General features: G+C 69.2%; 24 protein-coding genes. 15 read left to right on the forward strand and 9 right to left on the reverse strand.

Annotation, left to right across the window (positions count from 1 at the left end):
- Positions 1-127: 127 nt before the first annotated feature.
- Genes JSQ98_RS10385 through JSQ98_RS10395 form a run of 3 tightly spaced genes read left to right on the forward strand, consistent with a single transcriptional unit; the run spans position 128 to position 4,273 of the window.
- Complete coding sequence (locus tag JSQ98_RS10385; RefSeq protein ID WP_211649602.1) at positions 128-1,051, forward strand: ABC transporter ATP-binding protein; 924 nt, start codon at positions 128-130, stop codon at positions 1,049-1,051.
- A complete protein-coding gene (locus JSQ98_RS10390) occupies positions 1,048-2,100 on the forward strand; it encodes an iron-siderophore ABC transporter substrate-binding protein (RefSeq protein WP_211649603.1) in 1,053 nt (350 codons plus the stop codon). Before JSQ98_RS10385 ends, JSQ98_RS10390 begins: the two co-directional genes overlap by 4 nt.
- A 16-nt stretch (positions 2,101-2,116) precedes the next feature.
- Positions 2,117-4,273 carry an iron ABC transporter permease gene (locus tag JSQ98_RS10395; RefSeq protein WP_211649604.1) on the forward strand — a complete coding sequence of 719 codons (2,157 nt, stop codon included), beginning with the start codon at positions 2,117-2,119 and terminating at the stop codon, positions 4,271-4,273.
- 18 nt (positions 4,274-4,291) lie between these two features.
- Here JSQ98_RS10395 and JSQ98_RS10400 read toward each other — a convergent pair whose 3' ends face one another.
- From JSQ98_RS10400 to JSQ98_RS10410, 3 genes are all read right to left on the reverse strand, one after another.
- Positions 4,292-5,077 (reverse strand): alpha/beta fold hydrolase, encoded by a 786-nt coding sequence (locus JSQ98_RS10400; RefSeq protein WP_211649605.1) that lies wholly within the window; start codon positions 5,075-5,077, stop codon positions 4,292-4,294.
- Between the two features lie 28 nt (positions 5,078-5,105).
- Positions 5,106-5,582, reverse strand: coding sequence for a hypothetical protein (locus JSQ98_RS10405; RefSeq protein WP_211649606.1), 477 nt, complete (start codon positions 5,580-5,582; stop codon positions 5,106-5,108).
- 80 nt (positions 5,583-5,662) lie between these two features.
- Positions 5,663-7,039 (reverse strand): NAD-dependent succinate-semialdehyde dehydrogenase, encoded by a 1,377-nt coding sequence (locus JSQ98_RS10410; protein ID WP_090145660.1) that lies wholly within the window; start codon positions 7,037-7,039, stop codon positions 5,663-5,665.
- A gap of 174 nt (positions 7,040-7,213) precedes the next feature.
- Between JSQ98_RS10410 and JSQ98_RS10415 the strand changes: the two genes are divergently transcribed.
- On the forward strand, positions 7,214-7,378 hold the full coding sequence (locus JSQ98_RS10415; RefSeq protein WP_211649607.1) for a hypothetical protein: 165 nt from the start codon (positions 7,214-7,216) through the stop codon (positions 7,376-7,378).
- Here JSQ98_RS10415 and JSQ98_RS10420 read toward each other — a convergent pair.
- Complete coding sequence (locus tag JSQ98_RS10420) at positions 7,366-8,016, reverse strand: flavodoxin family protein (protein ID WP_090145662.1); 651 nt, start codon at positions 8,014-8,016, stop codon at positions 7,366-7,368. The two genes, JSQ98_RS10415 and JSQ98_RS10420, sit on opposite strands and share 13 nt — an antisense overlap.
- Before the next feature lie 236 nt (positions 8,017-8,252).
- Between JSQ98_RS10420 and JSQ98_RS10425 the strand changes: the two genes are divergently transcribed.
- Entirely contained in the window at positions 8,253-9,668 is a 1,416-nt protein-coding gene (locus JSQ98_RS10425; protein ID WP_249290808.1) for a hemolysin family protein, read from the forward strand.
- On the forward strand, positions 9,665-10,711 hold the full coding sequence (locus tag JSQ98_RS10430; protein ID WP_211649609.1) for a hemolysin family protein: 1,047 nt from the start codon (positions 9,665-9,667) through the stop codon (positions 10,709-10,711). The genes JSQ98_RS10425 and JSQ98_RS10430 overlap by 4 nt, the downstream gene beginning before the upstream one ends.
- Positions 10,712-10,846: 135 nt before the next feature.
- Here the strand turns inward: JSQ98_RS10430 and JSQ98_RS10435 are convergent, their stop codons facing one another.
- From JSQ98_RS10435 to JSQ98_RS10445, 3 genes are all read right to left on the reverse strand, one after another.
- Complete coding sequence (locus tag JSQ98_RS10435; protein ID WP_200330835.1) at positions 10,847-11,662, reverse strand: anti-sigma factor; 816 nt, start codon at positions 11,660-11,662, stop codon at positions 10,847-10,849.
- On the reverse strand, positions 11,659-12,258 hold the full coding sequence (gene sigK, locus JSQ98_RS10440) for an ECF RNA polymerase sigma factor SigK (protein ID WP_249290809.1): 600 nt from the start codon (positions 12,256-12,258) through the stop codon (positions 11,659-11,661). Before sigK ends, JSQ98_RS10435 begins: the two co-directional genes overlap by 4 nt.
- Before the next feature lie 66 nt (positions 12,259-12,324).
- A complete protein-coding gene (locus JSQ98_RS10445) occupies positions 12,325-14,046 on the reverse strand; it encodes a cytochrome c biogenesis protein CcdA (protein WP_090145670.1) in 1,722 nt (573 codons plus the stop codon).
- 329 nt (positions 14,047-14,375) lie between these two features.
- Between JSQ98_RS10445 and JSQ98_RS10450 the strand changes: the two genes are divergently transcribed.
- Entirely contained in the window at positions 14,376-15,050 is a 675-nt protein-coding gene (locus tag JSQ98_RS10450) for a fasciclin domain-containing protein (protein ID WP_090145672.1), read from the forward strand.
- 291 nt (positions 15,051-15,341) lie between these two features.
- On the opposite strand, the gene JSQ98_RS10455 is transcribed toward JSQ98_RS10450, so the two are convergent.
- Positions 15,342-16,352, reverse strand: coding sequence for an NADP-dependent oxidoreductase (locus tag JSQ98_RS10455; protein ID WP_211649611.1), 1,011 nt, complete (start codon positions 16,350-16,352; stop codon positions 15,342-15,344).
- Positions 16,353-16,473: 121 nt separating this feature from the next.
- Between JSQ98_RS10455 and JSQ98_RS10460 the strand changes: the two genes are divergently transcribed.
- From JSQ98_RS10460 to JSQ98_RS10480, 5 genes are all read left to right on the forward strand, one after another.
- A complete protein-coding gene (locus JSQ98_RS10460) occupies positions 16,474-17,055 on the forward strand; it encodes a TetR/AcrR family transcriptional regulator (RefSeq protein ID WP_211649613.1) in 582 nt (193 codons plus the stop codon).
- Between the two features lie 35 nt (positions 17,056-17,090).
- Positions 17,091-18,236 carry an AAA family ATPase gene (locus tag JSQ98_RS10465; protein WP_211649615.1) on the forward strand — a complete coding sequence of 382 codons (1,146 nt, stop codon included), beginning with the start codon at positions 17,091-17,093 and terminating at the stop codon, positions 18,234-18,236.
- Positions 18,233-18,862 (forward strand): Pr6Pr family membrane protein, encoded by a 630-nt coding sequence (locus JSQ98_RS10470; RefSeq protein WP_249290810.1) that lies wholly within the window; start codon positions 18,233-18,235, stop codon positions 18,860-18,862. The genes JSQ98_RS10465 and JSQ98_RS10470 overlap by 4 nt, the downstream gene beginning before the upstream one ends.
- Before the next feature lie 79 nt (positions 18,863-18,941).
- Positions 18,942-19,154, forward strand: a complete 213-nt coding sequence (locus tag JSQ98_RS10475; RefSeq protein ID WP_090145687.1) for a heavy-metal-associated domain-containing protein — start codon at positions 18,942-18,944, stop codon at positions 19,152-19,154.
- 349 nt (positions 19,155-19,503) lie between these two features.
- Positions 19,504-20,688: a MarP family serine protease gene (locus JSQ98_RS10480; RefSeq protein ID WP_346728773.1), complete on the forward strand. Its 1,185-nt coding sequence runs from the start codon at positions 19,504-19,506 to the stop codon at positions 20,686-20,688.
- 10 nt (positions 20,689-20,698) lie between these two features.
- On the opposite strand, the gene JSQ98_RS10485 is transcribed toward JSQ98_RS10480, so the two are convergent.
- Positions 20,699-21,322 carry a TetR/AcrR family transcriptional regulator gene (locus JSQ98_RS10485; RefSeq protein ID WP_211649619.1) on the reverse strand — a complete coding sequence of 208 codons (624 nt, stop codon included), beginning with the start codon at positions 21,320-21,322 and terminating at the stop codon, positions 20,699-20,701.
- Between the two features lie 265 nt (positions 21,323-21,587).
- Here JSQ98_RS10485 and JSQ98_RS10490 point away from each other — a divergent pair, with 265 nt between their 5' ends.
- The 3 genes from JSQ98_RS10490 to JSQ98_RS10500 are packed head-to-tail and all read left to right on the forward strand — an operon-like array spanning position 21,588 to position 24,087.
- Complete coding sequence (locus JSQ98_RS10490; RefSeq protein WP_211649620.1) at positions 21,588-22,736, forward strand: zinc-dependent alcohol dehydrogenase; 1,149 nt, start codon at positions 21,588-21,590, stop codon at positions 22,734-22,736.
- 3 nt (positions 22,737-22,739) lie between these two features.
- A complete protein-coding gene (locus tag JSQ98_RS10495; RefSeq protein WP_211649621.1) occupies positions 22,740-23,309 on the forward strand; it encodes a hypothetical protein in 570 nt (189 codons plus the stop codon).
- Positions 23,302-24,087: an MBL fold metallo-hydrolase gene (locus tag JSQ98_RS10500; RefSeq protein ID WP_346728774.1), complete on the forward strand. Its 786-nt coding sequence runs from the start codon at positions 23,302-23,304 to the stop codon at positions 24,085-24,087. The genes JSQ98_RS10495 and JSQ98_RS10500 overlap by 8 nt, the downstream gene beginning before the upstream one ends.
- Positions 24,088-24,140 lie beyond the last annotated feature (53 nt).

Genomic DNA, 24,140 nt, shown 5'->3' on the forward strand with positions numbered 1-24,140 from the left:
TTTGCATGGAAATTGCAGAGGCGGACCGCCCGCAACTAGTCTGATGTAAGCAAGGCTGTCCTAAGTTGCACGAGCGACCGAGTCGGAGTCGCCTCGTCCCCGCCCCTTTCGATTCAGGATCCACCGCATGCCATCAGCCAGTTCAGCATCTTCGTCGCGCGAGCCCGTGACCCTGCGCGGCGAGCATCTCGATCTCGCGTACGGCAAGACCGACGTGGTGCGCGACGTGTCGATCACGCTGCGGCCCGGATGCGCGACCGCCCTCGTCGGGCCGAACGGCAGCGGCAAGTCCACACTGCTGCGCGCGCTCGCCCGTCTCCACCCGGCGCCCAGCGGCGCGGTGACGATCAGGGCCGCCGGGACCTCAGACGCCCGCCCCGTCTCGCTGCTCACCGCCCGCGAGTTCGCCCACGAGGTGACCCTCTTCTCGCAGTCGCGCCCAGCTCCGCAGGGACTGACCGTCGGTGAAGTCGTCGCCTTCGGCCGCCATCCGCACCGTCGCCGCTTCGCCGGCCTCACCGAGTCAGATCGACGGGCGATCGATCATGCGCTCGGTGCCACGGGCGTGCGCGACATGGCCACCCGCCCGGTCGGCGAACTCTCGGGCGGCGAGATGCAGCGCGTGTGGCTCGCGGCATGCGTCGCGCAGGAGACCGGCGCGGTGCTCCTCGACGAACCCACCAACCACCTCGACCTGCGCTATCAGATCGAAACACTCGACCTCGTGCGCGATCTCGTCGAAGAGACCGGTGTCGCCGTCGGCATCGTGCTCCACGATCTCGACCACGCCGCGCGCGTCGCCGACCACCTGATCCTGATGGATCACGGGCGCGTCCGCGCTTCGGGTGCCCCGGCCGACGTGCTCACCGCTGAGCACCTCAGCGAGGTCTACGGCATCCCCGTCGAGGTCGACGTCGACGAACTGACCGGTCGCGTGCGCGTCGACCCGATCAGCAGGCACGCGCCACGATCGCCCAGCGCCGGAAGCCCTGCCGGCATCCCCCACGTCTCATTCACTCCAGCCACCCCCTCCGAGAGGAACCCCGCATGATCCGTACTCTTCGCACCGCAGCCGCGGCCGCGGTCGTCACCGCCGTCGCGTTCACCGCAGCCGGCTGCGGCACGACCTCTGTCGAGGGAGGCGCCGACGACGCGCCTCAGGCGACATCAGAGGCCTGCCAGAACGACCCGACCACGACGTCGACCGGTCCGATCGAGATCACCGACGGCGTCGGCCGCACCGTGCAGCTCGACGCACCGGCCGAGCGCATCGCGGTGCTCGAATGGCAGCAGGCCGAAGACGCGATGACGCTCTGCGTCGCGCCCGTCGCGGTCTCCGACCCCGAGGGGTACGCCACGTGGGTGAGCGCGGAGAAGCTTCCCGAGGACGTGGTCGACCTGGGCACCCGAGGCGAGCCCGACCTGGATGCGCTCTACGGCGCGAAGCCCGACCTCATCATCGTCGAGGCCTTCGAGGCCGACGCCGATATCGTGCAGACGCTCGAGCAGGAGAGCGATGTGCCCGTTCTCGTGACGGTCGGAGCCGACACGAAAGACCCGATCGGGAACATGAAGAACGTGTTCACGCTCATCGCCGAGGCCACGGGCCGCACCGAGCGCGCCGAGGCGGTACTCGCCGATTTCGACCAGCACCTCGCCGACGCGAAGGAGGAGGTCGCCACCGCCGACCTGCCCACGACCGACTTCGTCTACTTCGACGGCTGGATCGAGGGCAGCAACCTCGTGATCCGCCCCTACGGCGAGGGCGCGCTGTTCACCGCCTTCGGCGAAGAGCTCGGCCTCACCCCGGCATGGTCGGACGACATCGACCAGGCGTACGGCAACGGCGGGGTGGATCCCGCCTACGGCCTCGCGCAGACCGATCTGGAAGGCCTGACGGCCGTCGGCGATGCGAACCTCTTCTACACGGAGGAGGGCGGTTACACCGACGAGCTCGAGAAGAGCGCGATCTGGAACTCGCTCCCCGCCGTCGAGGAGGGCCGTGCGCGGGCATTCCCCTCCGGGGTCTGGGGTGCGGGCGGTCCGCTCTCGGGCCAGCAGGCCGTCGACGCATTCGTCGACGCGATCCTCGAGAAGTAGCGGACACAGGAACGCGATGGCGACAAGCACCGCTCCCGTGACCGCGGGGCCGCGAGGACCCGCGGCTCCGGATGCCGGCACCACTGGGTCCCAGGGCCCGAGGCCGCAGGGACCCGGCCTGCGGAATCTGGGCCTGCGCGGCGGAGCGAGCGGTGTCGCGGTGCTCGTCGCCCTGGCGGTCGGCGTCGTTGCCGTCGGCGCCTGGCACATCACCCAGGGAACCTCGGGCGTCGGGGTCTGGGACCTCATGCGATACGCGGGCGGCGCCCGAGAATCGGTGAACGGCGTCCCGGTGGGCGACGTGCTCACCGGTTCCCGGCTGCCGCGTCTCGCGGCCGGCATCGCCGTCGGAGTCGCGCTCGGAGTCGCAGGCGCGCTGCTGCAATCGATCACGCGCAACCAGCTCGCCTCTCCCGACACGCTCGCGGTGACCGCGGGTTCGTACTTCGCGCTCACAGCAGTCGCGGCCTTCGGGCTGTCGCTGCCCATGTGGGCGTCTGGCGGCGTCGCCTTCGTCGGCGGTCTCGCGGCAGCCGCGCTCGTGCTCACCCTCGCCGGAAGTACCGCTGGTACCGGCACAACCAGACTGATCCTCGCCGGTTCTGCGCTCGCGATGGCGCTCGATGCCGGCACCGCGATGCTGCTGATCCTGTTCAAGGAGAACACCACCGGCCTCTTCGCCTGGGGCAGCGGATCTCTGGCGCAGCTCAACATCGACGCCTCGTTGCGCGCCATCCCCCTCATCGTCGTCGTGCTCGCGGTGGCGCTGCTGCTCGCACGCCGACTCGACGTGCTCGGCCTCGGCGACGACACCGCCTCCGCGGTCGGGGTGCCGATTCGCGCCACCCGACTCATCTCGGTGACCTGCGCCGTGCTGCTCACGAGCACCGCCGTCATGCTGGCGGGGCCCATCGCCTTCGTCGGACTCGGAGCACCCGTGCTCGCCCGGCTCATCGCCGCGAAGGTGCGGCCCCTCGCACGGCACGTGCTGCTCATCCCGGTCTCCGGCCTGCTCGGCGCGCTCCTCATCCTCCTCGCCGATGCCGGGCTCCGCGCGATCCTCGGCGCGGAGGGTGCGACATCTGTGCCCACAGGAATTCCGACCGCGCTGCTCGGCGCCGTGGTCATCGTGGTGCTCGCGCTCCGCATGCGAGACGCGGGGGGCGTGCGGAACCCGCCCCAGGCGAAAGCCCCCGGGCGCTCCCGCCGCCGTCTCGGCGTCGTCATCGCCATCGCCGGGGTGCTCCTCGTCGCCGCCGCGATCGTCGGGCTCCTCGCGGGCAGCCTGTGGCTGCGCACGGGCGACCTCGCACTCTGGTTGCAGGGAGCCGCTCCCGACCTGGTCACGCGCGCCATCGACGAACGCGTTCCGCGCGTGGCCGCTGCGCTGCTTGCGGGCGCGGCGCTCGCGCTCTCCGGCTGCGTCGTGCAGTCGACCGTGCGCAACCCGCTCGCGGAGCCCGGACTGCTGGGAATCACGGCGGGTGCCGGGCTCGGCGCCGTGATCGCCGTGACCAACGGGGGCGGGCGACCGCTGCTCGTGGTGCTCGCCCTCGCCTTCGGCCTCGCCACGTTCGCGCTCATCGCAGTGCTCTCCTGGCGCGGCGGCATGCTGCCCGATCGCTTCGTGCTCATCGGCATCGGCTGCGGGTACGGCCTGACCGCGCTCACCACGTTCCTGCTGCTGCGCGCCGACCCCTGGAACGCCCCGCGCATCCTGACGTGGCTCTCCGGCACCACCTACGGGCGGTCGCTCCCGGACGTGCTGCCCGTCGCGATCGCGCTGGTGATCGCCCTGCCGATCCTCATCGGGCTGCGCCGCCACCTCGACCTGCTCGCCATCGACGAGGACACCCCGCGCATTCTCGGCATCGGGCTCGAGAAGACGCGCTTCTCGCTGCTCGCCATCGCAGCCGCACTCGCGGCGGTCAGCGTGGTGGCGGTCGGCGTCATCGGCTTCGTCGGACTCGTCGCCCCGCACCTGGCGCGCGCCATCGTCGGCGCCAGGCATACGCGCATCATTCCCGTATCCATGCTGCTCGGCGGCCTGCTGGTCTGCGTGGCCGACACCCTCGGGCGCACCCTCATCTCGCCCGCCCAGCTGCCCGCCGGGCTGATGCTCGCACTCATCGGCGCCCCATACTTCGTGTGGCTGCTGCGGCGCTCGGCCTGAGGCGGGGGCGCACCCCGCTCAGCCGGTGACGGCCTCGCCGAGGAAGTCCTCGATGAGCGCCGCGACGAATGCCGGCTTCTCCGCGACGAGACCGTGCGTCGTGCCTGGGATGAGGCCGAGGCGCGCGTTCGGCAGCGCCGCGGCGATGCGCAGCGAGTGGAGCGGTCGCACCGTGTCGCGGTCGCCGGCGAGCACCAGCACCGGCGAGGTGGCCCGCGCGAGGTCGGTCGGGTCGATGTGCGGCTCGGTCGTCCAGAGTCGCATGCACTTCTCCCAGACGGCGTCGGCGTGAGCGGCGCCATCGGGCGACAGGCGCTCGAAGGCTTCGCGCTCGGGGCTCACGCGATCCTGCGCTTCGGGGCTGTGCACCGCGCGGCCGGCCGGCGGCAGTGCCGGCAGGATCGGCCCGTTCACCGCCGGGTCTCGGTCGTAGGCCGAAGGGTCGAGGTTCGCACTGATCGCGGTCAGCGTGCGCACTCGTTCCGGATGCTGCATTGCGAGGAGCAGCCCGATGATCGCTCCGTCGCTGTATCCGACGATGTGGGCGTCGGCGAGATCGTGCGCGTCGAGATAGGCGAGCGCATCGGCGACCCCGCTCTCGTAGGAGTAGCCCCCGGCGATATCCGCGGAACGACCGTGCCCGGGCCGCTCGTAGGCGTGCACGCGGCGCGATGCGGCGAGCGCGCCCGCGATCGGGGCTAGCGACTCGAGCGAGCAGAAGCCGCCGTGGAGCATCACGACGGGCTCGCCCGTGCCCGTGACCTCTTCGTACAGGTCGACGCCGCCGATGCGCACGTTGGCCATTCCCCGTCCCTCCCGTTCGCGTGGGCGTCTACTGCCAGTTCCGGGCGAGGCGGCGCAGCTTGCGCCCACGCCAGCGCCACATCAGGGCGAGCACCGGCCGGAAGAGAGGTGCGAGCGCGCCGCCGATGTGCAGCTCATCCGTCCAGACCGCACGGTGCTCCGAGGCGCGGGATCGCGAGATCGTCATCTCGTGCCGCCACTCCGCGAGCAGTGCGAGCGGTCCCGTGAGCGGACGACCGTGATCGCGCATCGTGCGGGGCCAGTCGGCGCCCGCGGTCGAGGGAAGATCGGTGATCCGGATCAACTGGGCGCCGACCGGCAGCGCGCCGAAGACGCGCAGCCGCGCGCGCGTCTCGGTGCCAGTGGTCAGCGCTTCCGGAAACGCGCGTTCGGGCTGCATGACGAGGAACGGCGCGTACAGCTCGGCCGCGACGCTCGGGTCGTGGAGCGCGCGCCAGGCGACGTCAGGCGGGCAAGCGGCTTCGAACTCGGTGCGGATGCGCATGCATCCCAGTCTGCACCCCGCGCATGCGAGCGAGCCGGAGGCGCATCCCCCGACCCGCTCGCAGCACCGCGACGAGAGCGCTACTCGGCGACGAAGAAGAGTCGCTTGTTCGCGAACTCCCCGATGCCGATCGGACCCATCTCACGGCCGAAGCCCGAGCGCTTCACACCGCCGAACGGAATCTCAGCCGACTCCGCGGCGATGATGTTCACGTGACTCATGCCGGTCTCGAGTCGCGAGGCGACCCGAGTGGCGCGGGCTTCGTCGGTCGAGAACACCGACCCGCCCAGCCCCAGCGCGCAGTCGTTCGCGAGCTCGAGCGCCTCCTCGTCGCTCGACACCCGGTACACCGTGGCGACCGGCCCGAAGATCTCCTCGCCGTACGACTCGGAATCCCGCGGCACGTCGACCAGGACCGCTGGCGAGTAGTACGCGCTCGGCCCCTCGGAGAGCGTGCCACCCGCGAGCAGCCGCGCCCCCTCGGAGACGGCCTTCTGCACCTGCGCGTCGACGGTCTCCGCAGCTGTGCGCGACGAGAGCGGCACGTACTGGCCCTCCTGGAGATCGAGCTGGTCGCCCGGCTCCAGGCCCTCGGCGAGTCTCACGAGCTCAGCGACGAACTCATCGTAGATGTCGTCCATCACGATGAGGCGCTTGTTCGAGTTGCACACCTGGCCGGCGTTGTAGACGCGGAAATCCCACGCCTGCTTCGCAACATCGGCCACATCGTCGGAGTCGAGCACGACCATCGCGTCGATGCCGCCGAGCTCGAGCACCGCCTTCTTCAGATGCGATCCGGCCTGCGCGCCGATGATCGCTCCAGCGCGCTCGGAGCCCGTGAGCGACACTCCCTGCACCCGCGGGTCGGCGATGATCGTCGCGATCTGATCGTGCGAGGCGAACACGTTCTGGTATCCGCCGACGGGAACGCCGGCCTCTTCCATGATCTCCTGGATCGTCAGCGCCGAACGCGCGCAGACGTCGGCGTGCTTGAGCAGGATCGTGTTGCCGAGCACCAGGTTCGGCGCTGCGAAGCGCGCCACCTGGTAGTACGGGAAATTCCACGGCATCACGCCGAGGAGCGCGCCCACCGGCAGGTGCTCGATGTACGCCTTCCCCGGAATCGTGCTCGGGATCTCGTAATCGGTGATCAGGCTCGGACCGTGCACCGCGTAGTAGTCGATGATCTGGGCCGCGAACTCCACCTCGTCGATCGATTCGGCGATCGACTTGCCCATCTCCAGCGCGATCAGACGAGCGAGCTCGTCCTTGCGCTCGATGAACAACTCGGCGACCCGTTTGACGACAGCGGCGCGCTCTTGCACGCTCCGCTCCCGCCATTCCCGGTATACGGCGTCGGCGCCCGCGAGCGCCTCCTCGATCTGCGCATCGGTCGCGGCCTCGAACGTCTCGAGAACCTCACCCGTGGCAGGATTCTGCACCCGGTACTTGGACATGGTTATCTTTCCTCCAGATAGGGCGGCGCGTCGACGCGCCAGGATCCGCATGAGATCACGCGGCTCCGCGTCCCACTGTACCCACGCCCCTCGGGAATGCGTGCGCGGCGAACCTCGCCGGGAGTCATCCTCTCGGGGGAGGCGGTGCGCCGCGAACCTGCTTAGGCTCGAACCATGGAACCCCAGGCCCTCATCCTGATCATGACGATCGCCGTTCCCGGCGTTGTCGCCGCCGTCGTCACCGCGCTCAACGCGAAGCGCTGGAACATCGCGATCCGCGCTCAGCGCGCCCGCCGCTCCGCGATGCAGCACGACGACGCGACGACTCACACGGGGTAGGGCTCGCCCCGCAGCAGTTCCGCGAGATGCGCGGCATTGGCCGCCGCTGTGCGGATGGTCGTCGCCACCGCCTCCGGCGTCTCGTCGAGCTCGCGGTAATCCGTGCCGCCCATCGCCTGACCGTTCCAGTAGACCGAGGACTGCGCCGGAATCGTGAAGCCGGTGTCGCCGAGCGCCTGCGCGAGAATGCCGCAGATGTGGTGCGCGCCGTCCTCGTTGCCGACGACGACGGGAATCGCGACCTTCCCGAAGAGGGTGGGACGACCAGATGCGTCGGTCGCGGAGATCTCGGCGTCGAGCCGCTCGAGCACGCGCTGCGCGACGCTCGAGTGCTGCCCCAGCCACGTCGGCGTCACGAACACGAGCACGTCGGCCTGCAGCACCGCCTCCCTGATCTCGGGCCAGGCGTCACCCTCACCCATGTCGTTCTCGACGCCGGGGAGGATCCGGTGATCCACCGCGCGGATCGACGAGCCCTGCACCCCGTGCTCCTGCAACTGCTGCAGCACCTGCCCGCCGAGCACGTCACCGCTCGAGGGCTGGGGCGACGGCTTCAGCGTGCAGTTGATAAGCAGCGCCCTGGGAGCGGCGATCAAGGATTCGTCATGGGCATCAAAGGTCGTTTCGTATCCTGACATGGGCCGAGACTACGGGCGGGCGCCGAGACGGCATCAGGGGGTTTCGCATTCTGCGCGCTCGCGCTAGCCGTGGCCCCGGATCGCGGCAACCCGCCGAAAGCGGCATGATCCTGCGCAGTTCAGCGTCCTGCAGTCACGGCACTTTCACGGCTGCCACCGCTAGTTTCAGTACTCATGGACGACAGACCCGGTCATAGTACGAAGCTCACCCTCTCAGCGCATGTTGGGGGTGAGCGATGACAGGGGAAATCTGGGGCCTCCTCGCGGGGGTCCTCTTGACGCTCGGCACGGGCGTCTTCGTGGCGTCCGAGTTCGCACTCGTGAACCTGGACCGGCCGGAGCTCGAGCAGCGCCGCACGCGCGGCGAACGGCGACTCGGGCCCACCATCTCGGCGCTCAAGATCACGTCGACCCACCTCTCGGCGGCGCAGCTCGGGATCACGCTCACGACGCTGCTCGCCGGGTACACCTTCGAGCCGGCGATCAGCGCGCTGCTGCGCGGTCCGCTCATGAACGCGGGGGTGCCAGAGGCGGGCGTCGTCGGCGTCGGCGCGGTCGTCGCGATCACGCTCGCCACACTGTTCTCGATGATCTTCGGCGAGCTGATTCCGAAGAACTTCGCACTCGCGGTGCCGCTTGCGACCTCAAAGGTCGTCATCCCGCTGCAGATCGCGTTCACCTTCATCTTCCGCCCCGTGGTCGCACTGCTCAACGGCACCGCCAACCGGCTGATCCGCTCGATGGGCATCGAGCCGAAGGAGGAGCTCTCTGGGGCGCGCACCGCTGAAGAGCTGAGCTTCCTCGTGCGCCGCTCGGCGCTCGAGGGATCCCTCGACCACGACGAAGCCACCATGCTGCACCGCACCCTCTCCTTCTCATCCCGCACGGCAGAAGACGTGATGACGCCCCGCGTCGTCGCCGAGATGCTGCCCCGCACCGCGTCCGCGGCCGAAGTCGTCGCGCGCAGCGTCGAGACCGGCCACTCCCGGTACCCGGTGTTCGATGAGAGCGTCGACGACATCGTGGGCATCGTGCACGTGAAGTCGGCCTACGCGGTCGACTTCGATCGCCGCGACTACACCTCCGTGTCAGAGTTCATGTCAGAGCCCGTTCGCGTCCCGGAAGCCGCGGGAGTGGCCTCGCTGCTCGAGGTGCTGCGGCAGCGCAGCTACCAGATGGCGGTCGTCGTCGACGAGCACGGAGGCACCGCAGGGGTCGTGACGCTCGAAGACCTCGTCGAGGAGCTGCTCGGAGAGGTGCGCGACGAACACGACGCACTCCTCGAAGACGTCGTGGTGAGCGGCGATGAGATCTTCTTCCCCGCCTCGCTGCGCCCCGACGAGCTCTGGGACCGGCTCGCGATCCGCGTGCCGGAGAGCGAAGAGTACGAGACCATCGCCGGGTACGTACTCGAAACCCTGGAGCGCATCCCCGATCTCGGCGAGGAGCTCGCGCTGGCCAACGGCACGCTGCGCGTCGAGGAGTTCGACGGCTCGCGCATCACGCGGTTGCGGTACGCCACATCCGATCGCGAGAGCGACCCAGCGTTCAATACGCGCACCAAGGTGATGGACGCCTTCGAGCAGGGCCGCCAGCCCGCGCAGCCTGGCCAGACCGATCAGCAGAGCCGACGCCAGGGAGTCGAACGATGAACGAGTATCTTCCCGGGCTCATCTGGCTCGTCGTGCTCCTCGTGGTGAACGCGTTCTTCGTCGGCGCCGAATTCGCCGTCATCTCCGCTCGGCGGTCGCAGATCGAACCGCGCGCCGCAGCGGGCAGCAAGGCCGCCAAGACGACGCTCTGGGCCATGGAGCACGCCACCCTCATGCTGGCGACGAGCCAGCTGGGCATCACCGTCTGCTCGCTCGTCATTCTGAACGTCTCGGAGCCGGCGATCCACCACCTGCTCGAGATCCCGCTGCTCGCGTGGACGGGGCTCACCGCGGAAGCCGTATCCGTCACGGCGTTCATCGTCGCGCTGCTGCTCGTCACGTTCTTGCACGTCGTCTTCGGCGAGATGGTGCCGAAGAACCTCGCGTTCTCGGTGCCGGATCGCGCTTCGCTCCTGCTCGCCCCGCCGCTGGTCTTCGTGTCCAAGGTGGTCGGGCCAGTGATCCGGTCGCTCAACTGGATCGCCAACGGCTTCCTCCGCCTCTGCGGCGTGCAGCCGAGAGACGAGGCGAACACCGCGTTCACCATCGACCAGGTCGCGAGCATCGTCGAGCAGTCGACCCGGGAGGGAACCCTGGAGGATACGAGCGGGACGATCTCCGCCGCGTTCGAGTTCACCGAGAAGCACGTCTCCGATGTCGAGGTGCCGCTCGACGCCCTCGTGCGACTGCCCCTCGATGCGACCCCGCGCCAGGTGCAGCAGGCGGTGTCCGAGCACGGCTACTCGCGCTACGTGCTGCACTCCGCTGACGGTCAGCCCGAGCGCTACCTGCATCTCAAGGACATCCTCGACCTCTCCTCCGCGGCGGAGATCGGCGCCCCGATTCCTTCGAGCCGCGCGCGCGACCTGCCCACCGTGGCGGCGGGCGCCGAGGTCGAGGACGCACTCGAGCTGTTGCGCGAGCGCGGTGCGCACATCGCTCGCGTCGGCTCAGAGGCGGGCGGCTTCACCGGTGTGCTCTTCTTGGAGGACATCGTCGAGGAACTCGTGGGCGAGGTCGAAGACACCGCGCACGCGCTGTAACCACCGCGAAGTCCCCGCGATCCGAGTGGATCGCGGGGACTTCTGCGACGAAAGCGCGTTTCGTGCTCTGTCCCTGTGAGGAGAGCGCACGAAACGCGCTTTCGGTGGGCATGTGTCTGCGCGCCCGCGGCCGGCTCAGGCCGAAGCGACCACCACGATCGGATCGGTGGTCGGGGCGCCCGTGGGCGACCCGCCGCGATCCTCGACCGTCACCGCGAGCGCATCGCCGGGCGTGAACCCCTCGGCGAGCACCGCAGCGCCGCCGTTCGCGTCGGCATGCATGACGCCGAGCGAGATCGGCTGATCGCCGCGTACGAGCCACACCTCGTAATCGTGATTCTCGGGCGCCGCCTCCATGCCGTCCGTCATGAACACGGCCTGCTGCGTGGAGTCCGACCAGTGCAGCGTCGCTTCCGCCGATCCGACGCTGACCGTCGTCGACTGCGAGTCGGGCGCCGACTCGACCTGCTGCAGGGCGACCGAAACGGGATCCTGCGGGGCCACGATTCCACCCATCGGCAGCGCGAGCGCGATCGCGAGCAGCACCGCGACCGACGCCGCGAGCCCGAACCAGGCCGCCTTGCGGCGCGAACGCTTGAACGCCAGCTCCGGATCATCCGGCTCCTCGATCAGCTCCGGCACCAGATCGCCCGGGCGGGCGGGCGTCGGTCGAGGCGTCGGAGTCGCCTCCGCGCGGGGCTCGGGCTCGTGACCGGCCTCGAACTGCGGCGAGCGCGCGATCAGATCGAGGATCGCGGCGCGGGCTCCAGCGGGCGGCGCGACCTCGGGCGTCGAAACGGCGATGGCCGCGACCGTCTCGCGATCCTCGTCGACGACCTCGAGCCATTCTGGATGAGCTGCCAGCGCCTCCGAGAAGCTCTGCTCCTCTTCCGGGGAGAGCGCATGCAGGGCGCGGGCAGCGGAGAGCTCGCGGAACTGTTGCTCGTTCATCGCGTCGCCTCCATTTCTTTCCTGAGACGGGTCAAACCGTCTCGAATTCTTGATTTGATGGTGCCGAGCGGCGCTCCGAGGAGCACGGCGATCTCGCTCTGGCTGTACCCGCCGAAGTAGGCGAGCACGATCGCGCGGCGCTGAGGCTCGGGGAGTTCGCTGAGGCCGTGCACGGCACGCGTGCCGTCGATCATGAGCTCCACCTCCTCATCGACTGCCGGCTGCGCTTCGGCCAAGTCGCGCGTACCGGCGGCGAGGTCCCTGCGACGGGACGCCTGCGAGGCGCGGACACGATCCACTGCTCGCCGGTGGGCGATCGTGAGGAGCCACGTGCGAGCTCGGCCCCGTTCCGGATTGAACGAATCCGCGGTCTGCCACGCTTCGAGGAAGACCTCCTGCAGTACCTCCTCGCTCTGCGACCGGTCGACCAGGACCCTGAGGATCAGACCGAACACTCGGGCCGAGAGCAGATCGTACAGCTCGGCGAAGGCGCGCTGGTCTCCCACCGCGGCGCGTGCGAGCGCCCTATCCGCCGGATCGACGCTCGCGCCGTCCTCCGGTATTTCCACCCCGTCAATGACCATCACACTCAGCATGCCTCATTCACCTCCGCTCTGCCTTCGTCTCGTGCCTCGAGTCCAAATCCGTTATGCGATCGGGGCCTACCCGAAGGTGAACGAGTAGACCTGCACGCCCTGGGGAACCTGCACATCGAGCGTGCCCTCGGCCGGATCATCCGCCTCCACCACTCGGTAGGAGCGCGGCGTTCCGTCGATCTCGATGGATCGGGTGCCACCACCCTCGACCGCGACCTCGATCGTGCCGCTGCCCGCGATGACGGCTCGCACCTCCTGGCCGCGGTAGTCGAGGCGGATGTTCGCCTCCGAATCGTCGGTCGGAGTCACATACTGCGTCTCGATCGTCCACTTGCCGTCGAGCGCGAACGTGTCCTGCTTCTGATCCTTCGGGAACTCGTACTCGCCCTCACCGGCCCGGTAGTCGCCGGGGCCCGCGAAGTTGCGGTCCTTGGACGAGCCGAGGAACGTCTCAGGGCTGGTGCTGCCGACCTCCGGCGTCGCATCCGAGATGTTGGTCTCAGCGGGCAGCTCCTCGTCGGGATTCGCATCCTCGAGCAGTTCTCGCATGAGCTTCTCGGTGGTCTCGTAGTTGCCCTCGCCGAACGAGATGTGTCGCACCGTGCCCTCCGCATCGATCAGGTAGTGGGCGGGCCAGTAGCGGTTGCGGTAATTCGTCCAGGTCGAGAGATTGTTGTCCATGGCGACCGCGTACTCGATGCCGAAATCCTTGATGCCGGCCTCGACGTTCGACTGCTCCTTCTCGAATGCGTACTCGGGCGAGTGGACGCCGATCACCTTCAGTCCCTTGTCGCCGTACGCCTCATCCCAGGCGACCACGTGCGGGATCGAGCGCTGGCAGTTGATGCAGGAGTAAGCCCAGAAGTCGATGAGCACGACCTCGCCCTTCAACTCGTCGAGATCGAGCGCCTCGCCGCCCTCCGTGTTCAACCAGGTGTCGATGCCCTTGATCGAGGGCGCCTTGCCGCACGACGCGAGCTCGTCGGCGTCGTTCGCGCACTTGTCGAGATCGCGGTTCTCGTCGGTGACGAGACCGCCCAGGTTCAGGGCGCTCTTGCCGGCGTCGCTCTCGGCCAGATCCTTCTGGATGCCGGCCGTGTAATCGGGCAGCAGACGCTGCAGCGCCTGCGGCACGTTGAACGCGAGCCCGACGGCGAGGGCGATCAGGGCGACGCCGCCGACGATGCGCAGCGTGCGCTCGCGTTTGCGGAAGCCGCGGATGCGCTGGGCGACCTTGCTGCCGGCGAGCGCGAAGACGAGCAGCGGCAGCGCGACGCCGATCGCGAAGGAGAAGGTGAGCAGGACGGTCTCGATGCCGATCTGGCCGGTCGCACCCGCCACGATGATCGCAGCGAGCACGGGGCCGGCGCACGGCACGAATACCGTTCCGAGCGCGAGACCCATGCCGAACCCGTTGCCTCCCTCGCCGACCTTGCGGCGGGGCAGCCGCTGGAACGGCTTCTCGAGCAGCTGCTCGAACCCGGGGAAGAGCATGCCGACGCCGATGATCAGCAGAACGGCGACGCCGGCCCAGCGGATCGCGCTCTGCGGAATGTTCAACAGCCCGAGCAGCACCGATCCGAGCAGCGTCACCACGGAGAAGCTCAGCACGAGCCCCGCGATGATCCAGAACGGGCGGCTGCGCTTCGCCGGAATGACCTCCGGCGCCTTCCCCGGCGCGGCCGGCTGCGCGCCGGCCGTCAGGAAGATGACCGGCAGTACCGGGAGAATGCACGGCGAGATGCCGGTGATGAGTCCGCCGAGCAGACCGATAAGCACGATGTCCATGAGAGGCCTTCCTATTGCGAGGTACTTCGGAGCGGAGCGCCGATCGGATGGGTCTGAGGCCAGGAGAGCTCGGGTCTCGTGCGGGCCCCACTGCGGATGCCGGGCCAGCAGTTCTTGTTCGCGCGCGGGCGCGCGCGAGGGCACGCACGCTCCCGCGCTCCGACGCTCCCGCGCTCCCGCGCTCCGACGCTCCCGCGCTCCCGCGCACTGCCACGACACCGCGAAGGCCCCGGAAAACTTTTTCGATCAATTTCCCATCCGACCGCGGAAGGGCTCCGAAGACGTTTACAAGCCGCGGAAATCTGCGGATCTCATCTCGAGGAGGAACCATGTTCACCAAGAAGAAGACCCTCGGCGCCGCGTTCGCAATGACGCTTGTCGGCGCCGCAATGCTCACCGGCTGCTCCATGGGAGCGTCGGACGAAGCCGCCGAAGACCAGACCACGGAGCAGATGGAAGAGACCCCCATGGAGGAGCCGGCGGAGTCGTCGGACGCCATGGATCCGGCAGCGAACCTGGTCGGCCCCGGCTGCGCGGCATACGCTGAAGCAGTGCCAGAGGGCGACGGCTCGATCCAGGGCATGTCGCAGGATCCGGTCGCAGTCGCGGCATCCAACAACCCGATGCTGAAGACGCTCGTCTCGGCGGTCAGCGGTCAGCTGAACCCTGACGTCGACCTCGTCGACACCCTGAACGGCGACGAGTTCACCGTGTTCGCACCGGTGGATGACGCCTTCGCGAAGATCGACGCCGGCACCATCGATACGCTGAAGACCGATAGCGACCTGCTCAGCAGCATCCTCACCTACCACGTGGTGCCCGGCCAGATCGAGCCGGCTGACATCGCAGGCATGCACACCACTGTGCAGGGCGCTGACCTCGAGGTGACCGGCTCGGGTGACGAGATGATGGTCAACGACTCGAACATCATCTGCGGCGGAGTCCAGACCGCGAACGCGACCGTGTACCTGGTCGACACCGTTCTGATGCCCCCGGCCAAGTAATCTCGCCGGTGCAGTAATCCCGGCGTGAGAGCCAGCGCAGTCGCGGCTCGATCGCCCGCAAGGCCAATGTGTCCGTCGCTCGCACAGGAGAGGCGGGCACATTGTTGTTCGCAGTGACACGCAGCGCCCGGGCCCCGAGGATGGGGTCCGGGCGCTGCGTCGTCTGCGGACGGCGGATGGGGACGGACGCGAGAGCGCGATCCGGCACCGTTCGCACTGAGCGGCGAGCATCAACTGCGCTTTCGAGCTGATCGCTCGCTCGGAGAGATGCCCGCGGCGGATCTCGCCGCCTTACACGCGCACGAGCATCTTGCCCACGTTCGCGCCGCGCATCATGTCGAGGAACGCGTCGACGGTGTGGTCGATGCCGTCGACGATCGTCTCGTCGTACGCGATCTCCCCGGCGGCGAACCATTCGCCCATCCGCTGCTGGAACTCGGGCGCGTGCTGCAGATGCTTGCCGACGGTGAAGCCCTCGAGCTTCAGGGCGCGCGTGATGAGATTCGCCATGTTGTCGGGCCCCGGGGTGGTCTCCGAGGTGTTGTACTCGGCGATCGCGCCGCAGAGCGCCGCGCGGCCGTCGTCGTTGAACGCATCGAGCGCCGCCTCGAGGTGGTCGCCCCCCACGTTGTCGAAGAAGACGTCGATGCCGTCGGGAGCTGCGGCGGCGAGTTGGCCGCGCACGTCGCCGTCCTTGTAGTTGAAGGCCGCGTCGTATCCGTACTTCTCGGTGAGCAGCGCCACCTTCTCAGCGGATCCCGCCGAGCCGATCACCCGCGCCGCTCCGAGGAGCTTCGCGATCTGGCCCGCCGCTGTGCCGACCGCTCCCGCGGCGCCCGAGATGAAGACGGTCTCGCCTTCGCGCAGGCCGGCGATGGCGGTGAGACCAACGTACGCCGTGAGGCCCGTCATCCCCATGATGTGGAGGCGCAATGAGAGCGGCACCCCATCGATCTCCGGGACGACGCGGAACGTCGCTGCGTCTGCCTGCACCAGGTCCGACCACCCATGCTGGTGAAGCACGACCGCGCCCTCTGGCACCTCGTCAGAGGCGGAGGCCACGACTCGGCCGATGGCGCCGCCCTGGATCTGCTCGCCGAGCGCGTACGGCGCGACGTAGCTGCGTGCGTCGTTCATGCGGCCGCGCATGTAGGGATCGACCGACACGAACGCGTTGCGCACGCGCACCTCGCCCGGCTGCAGTTCGCCGAGTTCGACCTGCACGGTGCGGAAGTCGTCGTGCGTTGGCCAACCGCTCGGGCGGGAGACGAGCTGAATCTGTGTGCTGACGGGTGCGGTCACGTGGAACCTCCAGAGTGTGCGGGCGATCCTGCGCCCTCGGATGCCGGCTCGGAACGAACCGGGCTATATGGAACAGTCGTTCCAATATATACTGGAACGATCAGTCCTGAAAGGCGCACTCATGGCACGTACAGCTTCCTTCGACCGCGACGCAGTCGTGCGCGCCGCGATGGACGTCTTCTGGACGACCGGCTACGAGGGCGCCGGGATCGCCGACCTCGAACGGGCCACCGGGCTGCGGCGCTCGAGCATCTACAACAGTTTCGGCTCGAAGCGCGGACTCTTCGACGCTGCCGTGGAGCAGTACCTCGACGACGTCATCCGCCCCCGCCTGAAGCCGTTGACGGCAGCGCCGGTCTCACCCGATGCCGTCATCGGCTACCTGGCGGGACTGCGCGACGCCTTCGCGGATCCCGCGTCGCTCGCCGCGCGCAGCGGGTGCATGCTCATCAACACGGCCGGCGCTCCGATCGGCGAAGACGCGGCGGTCGCCGCATCGGTCTCGGCGTACCGCGACGAACTGCGCGCAGCCCTCAAGCGCGGCATCACCGCCCGGCTCCCCCGCCTCGACCCGGGTGCGGCGGATCGCCTCGCCGACGCCTGCACCGGCCAGGTGGTGGCGGCACTTGCGCTCGCTCGCATCGACCGGAGCAGTGCGACCGCGGCCATCGATACGGCGCTCGCCCTCATCGCGGCGGCGTAGCGGCGATTGTCGGGGGCCGCTGCAAGAATGCAGCCATGCTCACCACATTCGCGGTCTCGGGGTACCGATCGCTCGTCGACCTGATCGTGCCACTCGACCGGCTCACGATCGTCTCGGGAGCGAACGGCACCGGCAAGTCCAATCTGTATCGGGCGCTGCGTCTGCTCGCGGCAGCCGGCGAGGGTCGCATCGTGGGGTCGATCGCCCGGGAAGGCGGGCTCGCGAGCGTGCTCTGGGCGGGTCCAGAGGTGTCGCGTCGCGCATCGGGTCCGATCAAGGGCGCCTCCCCGGGGCGCCCGGTCTCCCTCAGGCTGGGTTTCGGGTCGGATGAGTTCGGCTACCTCACCGATCTCGGCCTGCCGCAGCTCGACCGGGGCCGCAGCTTCTTCACGCAGGACCCGGAGGTGAAGCGGGAGCAGGTCTTCGTCGGGCCGTTCGCCCGGCCGGCATCCGTCATCGTCGATCGCACGCGTGCGGCGGTGCGCGTGCGAGACGACGGATGGCGCGTGCTGCAGCAGACCCTCGGCCCCGGGCAGAGCGTGCTGCTCGATCTCGAGGACGCGACCGCACTGCCCGACACGCTCCGCCTGCGGCATCGCATGGCGCAATGGCGCTTCTACGATCACTTCCGCACCGACCGCGACGCCCCGGCCCGCGCGCCGCAGGTCGGCACGCGCACGCGGTGGCTCAGCGATGACGGCGCCGATCTGGCCGCGGTCTGGGCGACCGCGATCGAGGCGGCGCAGGATCACGATCTGACCGATGCCGTCTCCGACGCGTTTCCGGGGTCGCGCGTCTCGATCGACGTCGTCAGCGGCGTGTTCCGCCTCATGCTCAGTCAGCCGGGCCTCCTCCGGCCGCTCTCGACGGCGGAGCTCTCCGACGGCACCCTGCGATACCTGCTGCTCTGCGCGGCGCTGCTGCCGGCCGATCCGCCGCCGCTGATCGTCGTCAACGAGCCGGAGGCATCACTCCACGAAAGCCTGATCCCGGCGCTCGCCTCGCTGATCGCGACCGCGGCGAACCGCACGCAGGTCGTCGTCGTCACCCACTCGAGCGTATTGCGCCGGGCGCTCGAAGACGCGGGTTCCGCCATCGAACTCGTCTCCGACGGGGACGGCACGGAAGTCGCGGGCCAGGGTCTGCTCGACGTGCCGCGCTGGGAATGGCCGAGGCGATGAGCCGGGCACCCGTGACCGTCGCCTGGGCGCGCATCGCCGTCGGCGCGATCGTCATCGTCATTCTCTGCACCACGTACCTGCAGGGCGTCGGTGGCATGAACCCATTCGATTTCTTCGGCTACTTCACGAACCTCACGAGCCTGCTCTCCGCCATCCTGCTCATCGCACTCGGAAGCAGCGGAGCGCGGAAGCGCCCAGCACCGCGCTGGGCCGCGACGGCGCGCGGGGTCGCCGTCGCGTGCATGCTCGTCGTCGGCGTGATCTACAACGCACTCGTACCCGGCACCGGTGCGGCGCCTCCGTGGGTCAGCGCCGTGCTGCACATCGTGTTCCCGGCGCTCCTCCTGCTCGACTGGATCGGCGTCGGCGATCGCCCGCCGCTCCCGTGGCGCCGGTTATGGCTGGTGCTGCCGTATCCGCTCGCGTGGATCGGGGTCGTACTGGTGCGCGGCGCGACCGACGGGTGGGTGCCGTACGGGTTTCTCCTCCCGGAGCGCGGCGGGGGAGCGCTCGTCGGCACGATCCTGGGGCTGCTGATCGCGCTGCTCGCGAGCGGCGCGCTGGTCTGGTCGCTGAGCCGCGTCCGGCTCTCGGCGGGCCGCCGCGCGCTCCGGATGGACTCCTGACGCCCTTGCAGCATACCCCCACAGGGTATACTGTCGACGCGAAGGAGCACTCCGTCCCTCACCTCGAAGGAGCATACGCATGGCTACGACTGCATTCACCGTCACCGGAATGACCTGCGATCACTGCGAGCGCGCAGTGCGATCGGAAGTCGGCGAGATCGCTGGAGTCACCGGCATCTCGGTGAGCGCGGCCTCCGGTCAGCTCAGCGTCACGACCGCAGGAGACCCGGTCGACACCGCTGCCGTACTCGCGGCCGTCGACGAAGCCGGGTACACCGCGCAACTCGCCTGAGCCGCGCCAGGTACGTGCTGCGGCCCGCGGGTAGACCCAGCCGACTGCACGCACCTCGCTGCGCCACCGGCTCATCGGCGCGATCGTGCTGTCGGCCCCGGTGATCCTGCTCTCCATGACCCCCGAGTCGGGCGGTGTCACGGCTTCCGTCGGTGAACAGACAGGACTCGGTCAGCGGACCGGCTTCGGTGAGGCTGGAAACCCTGATGGCGTCTCACCGAAGCGCGATCTCTCACCGAGAGCCCGCGGGGAGTGCTCAGCGATTCTGCGGAGCGCTCCCAGGCCGTGTCAGTACAGTTCCTGAGAAGCAACGGGCAGGCGGCCCGAGCGTGAAGAGGAACGAGGCCGGGTGCTGCCGATCGTCGACATCATCATCGTGGTCGTGCTCATCGTCTCCACGCTCGCCGGTGTGCGCTCGGGATTCTTCTCCGTGGTCGGTGCGCTCGCCGGTCTCGTCGCGGGCGCGGCGGTCTCGCCCTGGTTGCTGCCGATCATCGCCCGCGAACTGCCCGAGAACGGCTGGCGCAGCACCGCGGTGATCGGTTCGGCGATTCTGCTGCTCGCCCTCGGCGCCTGGCTCGGCTCCGTGATCGGCTCCTTCCTGCGCCGCGGTGCAGACCGGCTCAAGCTGCGCGCGATCGAACGCCTGCTCGGCGGGGCGCTCGGCCTCGTCGCCTCGGTCACCGCAGTGGCCCTCATCGGCGCCGCCATCACAGCATCGGGCGTGCCGGGCGTCTCATCAGCGGTCGCATCCTCGACGGTGCTGCGCACGCTGCAGCAGTGGACGCCGAAACCGCTCACCGACGCTGCCGCCCGCTTGCACGCGGCGGTGCTCGGCGACACCGTGATCCCGACGGTCGATGCACTGCTCGACTCAGACCTCAGCACGGAAACCCCCGCGGCGACCGTCGACACCGACGACCCAGCACTCGCCGCCTCGGCCGCCTCGGTCGCACGCATCTCGGGTCTCGCATACGGGTGCGGCACGATGCCGACGGGCACCGGCTTCGTCGTCGCCGAGGATCGCATTGTCACGAACGCCCACGTCGTCGCCGGCATCGAGACCCCGCTCGTGGAGCTGCCGGGCGAACCGGCGCGCGACGGCCGGGTCCTGTACTTCGATCCGATCGACGATCTCGCAGTGATCGCTGCGGACGTCGACGCCAGCCCGCTTCCCCTCGACGATTCGCTCGTGCCGGGAAGCGGAGGTGCGGTGCAGGGCTACCCGTACGGCGGCCCGTTCACGACGGTCGGCGCCGGAGTGCTCGCGACGCGCGACGCTCCGATCGCGGACATCTACGGCACGTCGTCGACGCCGCGCTCGATCCACGTGCTCTCGGCCGATGTGCGGCCCGGCAATTCGGGAGGCCCCCTCCTGACCGCGGAGGGCGGCGTCGCGGGAGTCGTCTTCGCGAGAGACACGGAGCGGGCGAGTGTGGGCTACGCGATGACCCTCGCCGAACTGCTCCCCGTGCTCGCGACGCTCGAGACGGCGACGGCGCCGGTATCGACCGGGGCCTGCCTCTCCGGCTGACGCCGCGGGCTCAGCGCTCGGGCTCCGGCCGGAGGAGCAGCTTCACGAAGGGCAGGAAGCGGTCGACGCGGTCGGGCAGGGACCCCCAGCGATCCGCCATGCCCGCCATCATCTGCGCTCCGACGTACAGCTCGTTGATGATCTCGGCGAGCAATCGCGGCGACTCGGTCGAGGTGATCGATCCGTCGCGAATGCCCTGTTCGATCAGCATCGTGCCATTGCCCTGCCAGGTGACGTACGAGTTGTGACCGTGATCGCGGAGCGCCTCCGGCAGGGAGTCGACGAGCTGCAGGCCCGCCTGCACGAGTCGGTCCGTTGCCATGAGATCCGCGAGACGCCGGAGCATGACGATGACCGTGTCGAAGCCGTTGCGGCCGACCGCGAGCTCCTCATCGAGTGCGGCGCGCATGCGTTCCTGCTGCACCGCGAGCACGGCCTCCGCGATGTCGTACTTGTTGCCGAAGTGAAAGTAGATGGACCCCTGACTCGCTCCGGCCTCATCGGAGATGTCTTTGAGCTTGGCCTGATCGTAGGAGAGCCTCGAGAAGACCCGCCCTGATGCTTCGAGCAGCGCCATACGCGTCTCGATGCCGCGCTGCTGCTTCGTGCCAGCTCCCTCGATGTGTGGTGCCAACGGCGCCCCCTCGGTATCCCTGCCTCGGCTCGAACAGCCGAATCGGTTCCAAGATAGCCGCCGCGACCACGAATACGGCCCATCGGTATGCGTGTCGAAAACCACCGCGCCGCGGCACGCCGGCGCGTGCCGGGTTCCGCGCATCAGCTCTGCCGCGACTTCGACGATCTACTACACGCGACTCGCACTGGCAAGGCACTCACCCTTTACGCGGCGACCTTTCAAGGTGGAAGGTGCAGGAACGACACGAGAGCGGAGGCATGACGTGAGAGCAATGACCTATCGGGGGCCGTACAAGGTGCGGGTCGAGAACAAGCCCGAACCGAGAATCGAGCACCCCAACGATGCCATCGTCCGCGTGACCCGGGCCGCGATCTGCGGGTCCGACCTGCACCTGTACCACGGACTGATCCCAGATACGCGGATCGGTCACACCTTCGGCCACGAGATCGTCGGGGTCGTCGAGGAGGTGGGGTCATCGGTGCGTCACCTCTCGCGCGGCGATCGCGTCATGGTGCCGTTCAACATCTCGTGCGGCTCCTGCTACTTCTGCTCCCGCGGTCTGCTGTCGAACTGCCACAACGTGAACCCGAATGCGACCGCGATCGGCGGCATCTACGGGTACTCGCACTCCGCCGGCGGCTACGACGGCGGCCAGGCCGAACTCGTGCGCGTCCCGTTCGCCGATGTGGGACCCATGATCATGCCCGACTGGCTGGACGAGGACGACGCCCTGATGCTGACCGACGCGTTCTCGACCGGCTACTTCGGCGCGCAGCTCGGCGAGATCGCAGAACGCGAGACCGTCGTCGTGCTCGGAGCCGGCCCCGTCGGGCTGGCGGCCGCTCGCTCCGCGTGGTTCATGGGGGCGGGTCGCGTCATCGTGGTCGACCACCTCGACTACCGGCTCGAGAAGGCACGCACGTTCGCCTTCGCCGAAACCGTCGCAATCGGCGAGCATCGCGACCTGGTCGTCGAGATGAAGCGACTCACCGACGGGCTCGGGGCCGACGTCGTCATCGACGCGGTCGGCGCCGAGGCGGACGGCAGCGCACTGCAGCACATCACCTCCGCGAAGCTCAAGTTGCAGGGGGGCTCCCCCGTTGCGCTCAACTGGGCGATCGACTCGGTGCGCAAGGGCGGCCGCGTCGCCGTGCTCGGCGCGTACGGTCCGCTCCCGTCCGCCATCCGCTTCGGAGACGCGATGAACAAGGGAGTGACCATCCGAGCGAACCAGGCGCCGGTGAAACGGCAGTGGCCGCGCCTGCTCGAGCACATCCGGAACGGCGATGTGCGCCCTGGCGAATTGCTCACGCACCGACTCCCCCTCGAGCACATCGGCGAGGGCTATCACATGTTCTCCTCGAAGCTCGACGACTGCATCAAGCCCGCGATCATCCCCGGAACGGAGTAAGCCATGCCCTATCGCGCCGATCACCCGAACCGCGCACCCTCGTCGGAGGCGCTGCGAGCTCGCATCCCCGGCTGGGGAGCCGATCTCGATACCGCGCTCCGCCCCTCCTGGCCCATGGAGACCGCCGCACCGGAGCCCACCGGTGCGCACTGGGACTTCCCCGACCGCCAGCGCGAGCGCGGCGACCGCGAGCGGTCGATCGAGCATGAGATGCTGCCCCCGGTGTTCGGCACCGCGCAGCCGTTGCACGGCGCGTCGGGCGTCATCCGCCGGCTGGCGTATCGCCGGTTCGGAGAGGGGAAGAACACCCGCTGGCTCCTGCTCGTGCTCGGGGACCGCGTCGATGCCGTCGCAGCGCACCTGCGCTCCTTCGCCTCTGCGCGACCCGACAATCCGGTCACGCAGACCGGCGTGCTCAGCGAGTCCCGCCGCCGCCCGGTCCGCTCGCGCCTCGGGCGGGGTCGCGTCGATCTTCGGCACGCCTGGCTCGACCCCATCATCGTGGCAGGCCCGTGGGTCGTCTGGGCCGCCGTCGTCGTCTCCCTGCTCACTCGAGGACGACGCCGTGGGTGAGGCCGGGATGGTGCCGCCGCGCGACGGCGTACGCCTCGTCACCGACGACATCGCGATGATCACGCGGGCCAATGTCAACTGCTACCTCGTGGACGCCGCAGATGGGCCGGTGCTGGTCGATGCCGGCCTGCCGGGCAGCTGGAGCCTCGTGCGGAAGGCTGTCACCCGATTCGAGCACCGCCCCGGCGATCTCACGGCGGTCCTGCTGACGCACGCGCACTTCGATCACGTCGGGCTCTGCCGCACCCTGCAGCGCGAGCATGGGGTTCCCGTCCTGGTGCACGACGCCGACGCGCCCCTGCTGCGGCGTCCCTACCGGTACGCGCACGAGTCGGTCCGGCTGAAGTATCCGCTGCGGTATCCGGCGTCCCTCCCGGGGCTCGCCCGCATGGTGGGGGCCGGCGCCCTGGGCGTGCGCGGGGTCGACGCGGATGGTGATCTCTCGGGGAGTTCGGGCGCACTGGGTCGCTTCACTTCCGTGTTCAGCCCCGGCCACACGTTCGGGCACTGCGCACTGCGGTACTCGAGCTCGCAGGGGGGCGCACCCGTCGACGTGCTGTTCACGGGCGACGCGCTCGTCACGTACGACCCCTACACGGGGAAGCGCGGCCCGCGGACGGTCGCACGGGCTGCGACCGCGGACGCCGATCTCGGTTTCCGTTCGCTCGACGACCTGGCGCGCACGCGGGCCGCACTGCTCCTCCCCGGGCACGGTGCGCCCGACGTCAGGGGAGCCGCGCGAGCGGTATCGGAGGCCAGGCGGGTCGGCGTGGACTGAGCGGGATTCAGCAACAGGGCGGCGTTTCCATTGTCGATTCAGGAGCACCCCGC

Source organism: Leucobacter manosquensis, assembly GCF_018304845.1.
Classification (GTDB): domain Bacteria; phylum Actinomycetota; class Actinomycetes; order Actinomycetales; family Microbacteriaceae; genus Leucobacter; species Leucobacter alluvii.

Bases quoted from the DNA above. Each gene is read 5' to 3' on its own strand.
- JSQ98_RS10410 (WP_090145660.1), bottom strand. From the start codon at position 7,039: ATGTCCAAGTACCGGGTGCAGAATCCTGCCACGGGTGAGGTTCTCGAG.
- JSQ98_RS10495 (WP_211649621.1), top strand. From the start codon at position 22,740: ATGCCCTATCGCGCCGATCACCCGAACCGCGCACCCTCGTCGGAGGCG.
- JSQ98_RS10395 (WP_211649604.1), top strand. From the start codon at position 2,117: ATGGCGACAAGCACCGCTCCCGTGACCGCGGGGCCGCGAGGACCCGCG.
- JSQ98_RS10450 (WP_090145672.1), top strand. From the start codon at position 14,376: ATGTTCACCAAGAAGAAGACCCTCGGCGCCGCGTTCGCAATGACGCTT.
- JSQ98_RS10465 (WP_211649615.1), top strand. From the start codon at position 17,091: ATGCTCACCACATTCGCGGTCTCGGGGTACCGATCGCTCGTCGACCTG.
- JSQ98_RS10425 (WP_249290808.1), top strand. From the start codon at position 8,253: ATGACAGGGGAAATCTGGGGCCTCCTCGCGGGGGTCCTCTTGACGCTC.
- JSQ98_RS10430 (WP_211649609.1), top strand. From the start codon at position 9,665: ATGAACGAGTATCTTCCCGGGCTCATCTGGCTCGTCGTGCTCCTCGTG.
- JSQ98_RS10420 (WP_090145662.1), bottom strand. From the start codon at position 8,016: ATGTCAGGATACGAAACGACCTTTGATGCCCATGACGAATCCTTGATC.
- JSQ98_RS10415 (WP_211649607.1), top strand. From the start codon at position 7,214: ATGGAACCCCAGGCCCTCATCCTGATCATGACGATCGCCGTTCCCGGC.
- JSQ98_RS10435 (WP_200330835.1), bottom strand. From the start codon at position 11,662: ATGAACGAGCAACAGTTCCGCGAGCTCTCCGCTGCCCGCGCCCTGCAT.
- JSQ98_RS10445 (WP_090145670.1), bottom strand. From the start codon at position 14,046: ATGGACATCGTGCTTATCGGTCTGCTCGGCGGACTCATCACCGGCATC.
- JSQ98_RS10385 (WP_211649602.1), top strand. From the start codon at position 128: ATGCCATCAGCCAGTTCAGCATCTTCGTCGCGCGAGCCCGTGACCCTG.
- JSQ98_RS10400 (WP_211649605.1), bottom strand. From the start codon at position 5,077: ATGGCCAACGTGCGCATCGGCGGCGTCGACCTGTACGAAGAGGTCACG.
- JSQ98_RS10390 (WP_211649603.1), top strand. From the start codon at position 1,048: ATGATCCGTACTCTTCGCACCGCAGCCGCGGCCGCGGTCGTCACCGCC.
- JSQ98_RS10470 (WP_249290810.1), top strand. From the start codon at position 18,233: ATGAGCCGGGCACCCGTGACCGTCGCCTGGGCGCGCATCGCCGTCGGC.
- JSQ98_RS10405 (WP_211649606.1), bottom strand. From the start codon at position 5,582: ATGCGCATCCGCACCGAGTTCGAAGCCGCTTGCCCGCCTGACGTCGCC.
- JSQ98_RS10460 (WP_211649613.1), top strand. From the start codon at position 16,474: ATGGCACGTACAGCTTCCTTCGACCGCGACGCAGTCGTGCGCGCCGCG.
- JSQ98_RS10475 (WP_090145687.1), top strand. From the start codon at position 18,942: ATGGCTACGACTGCATTCACCGTCACCGGAATGACCTGCGATCACTGC.
- sigK (WP_249290809.1), bottom strand. From the start codon at position 12,258: ATGCTGAGTGTGATGGTCATTGACGGGGTGGAAATACCGGAGGACGGC.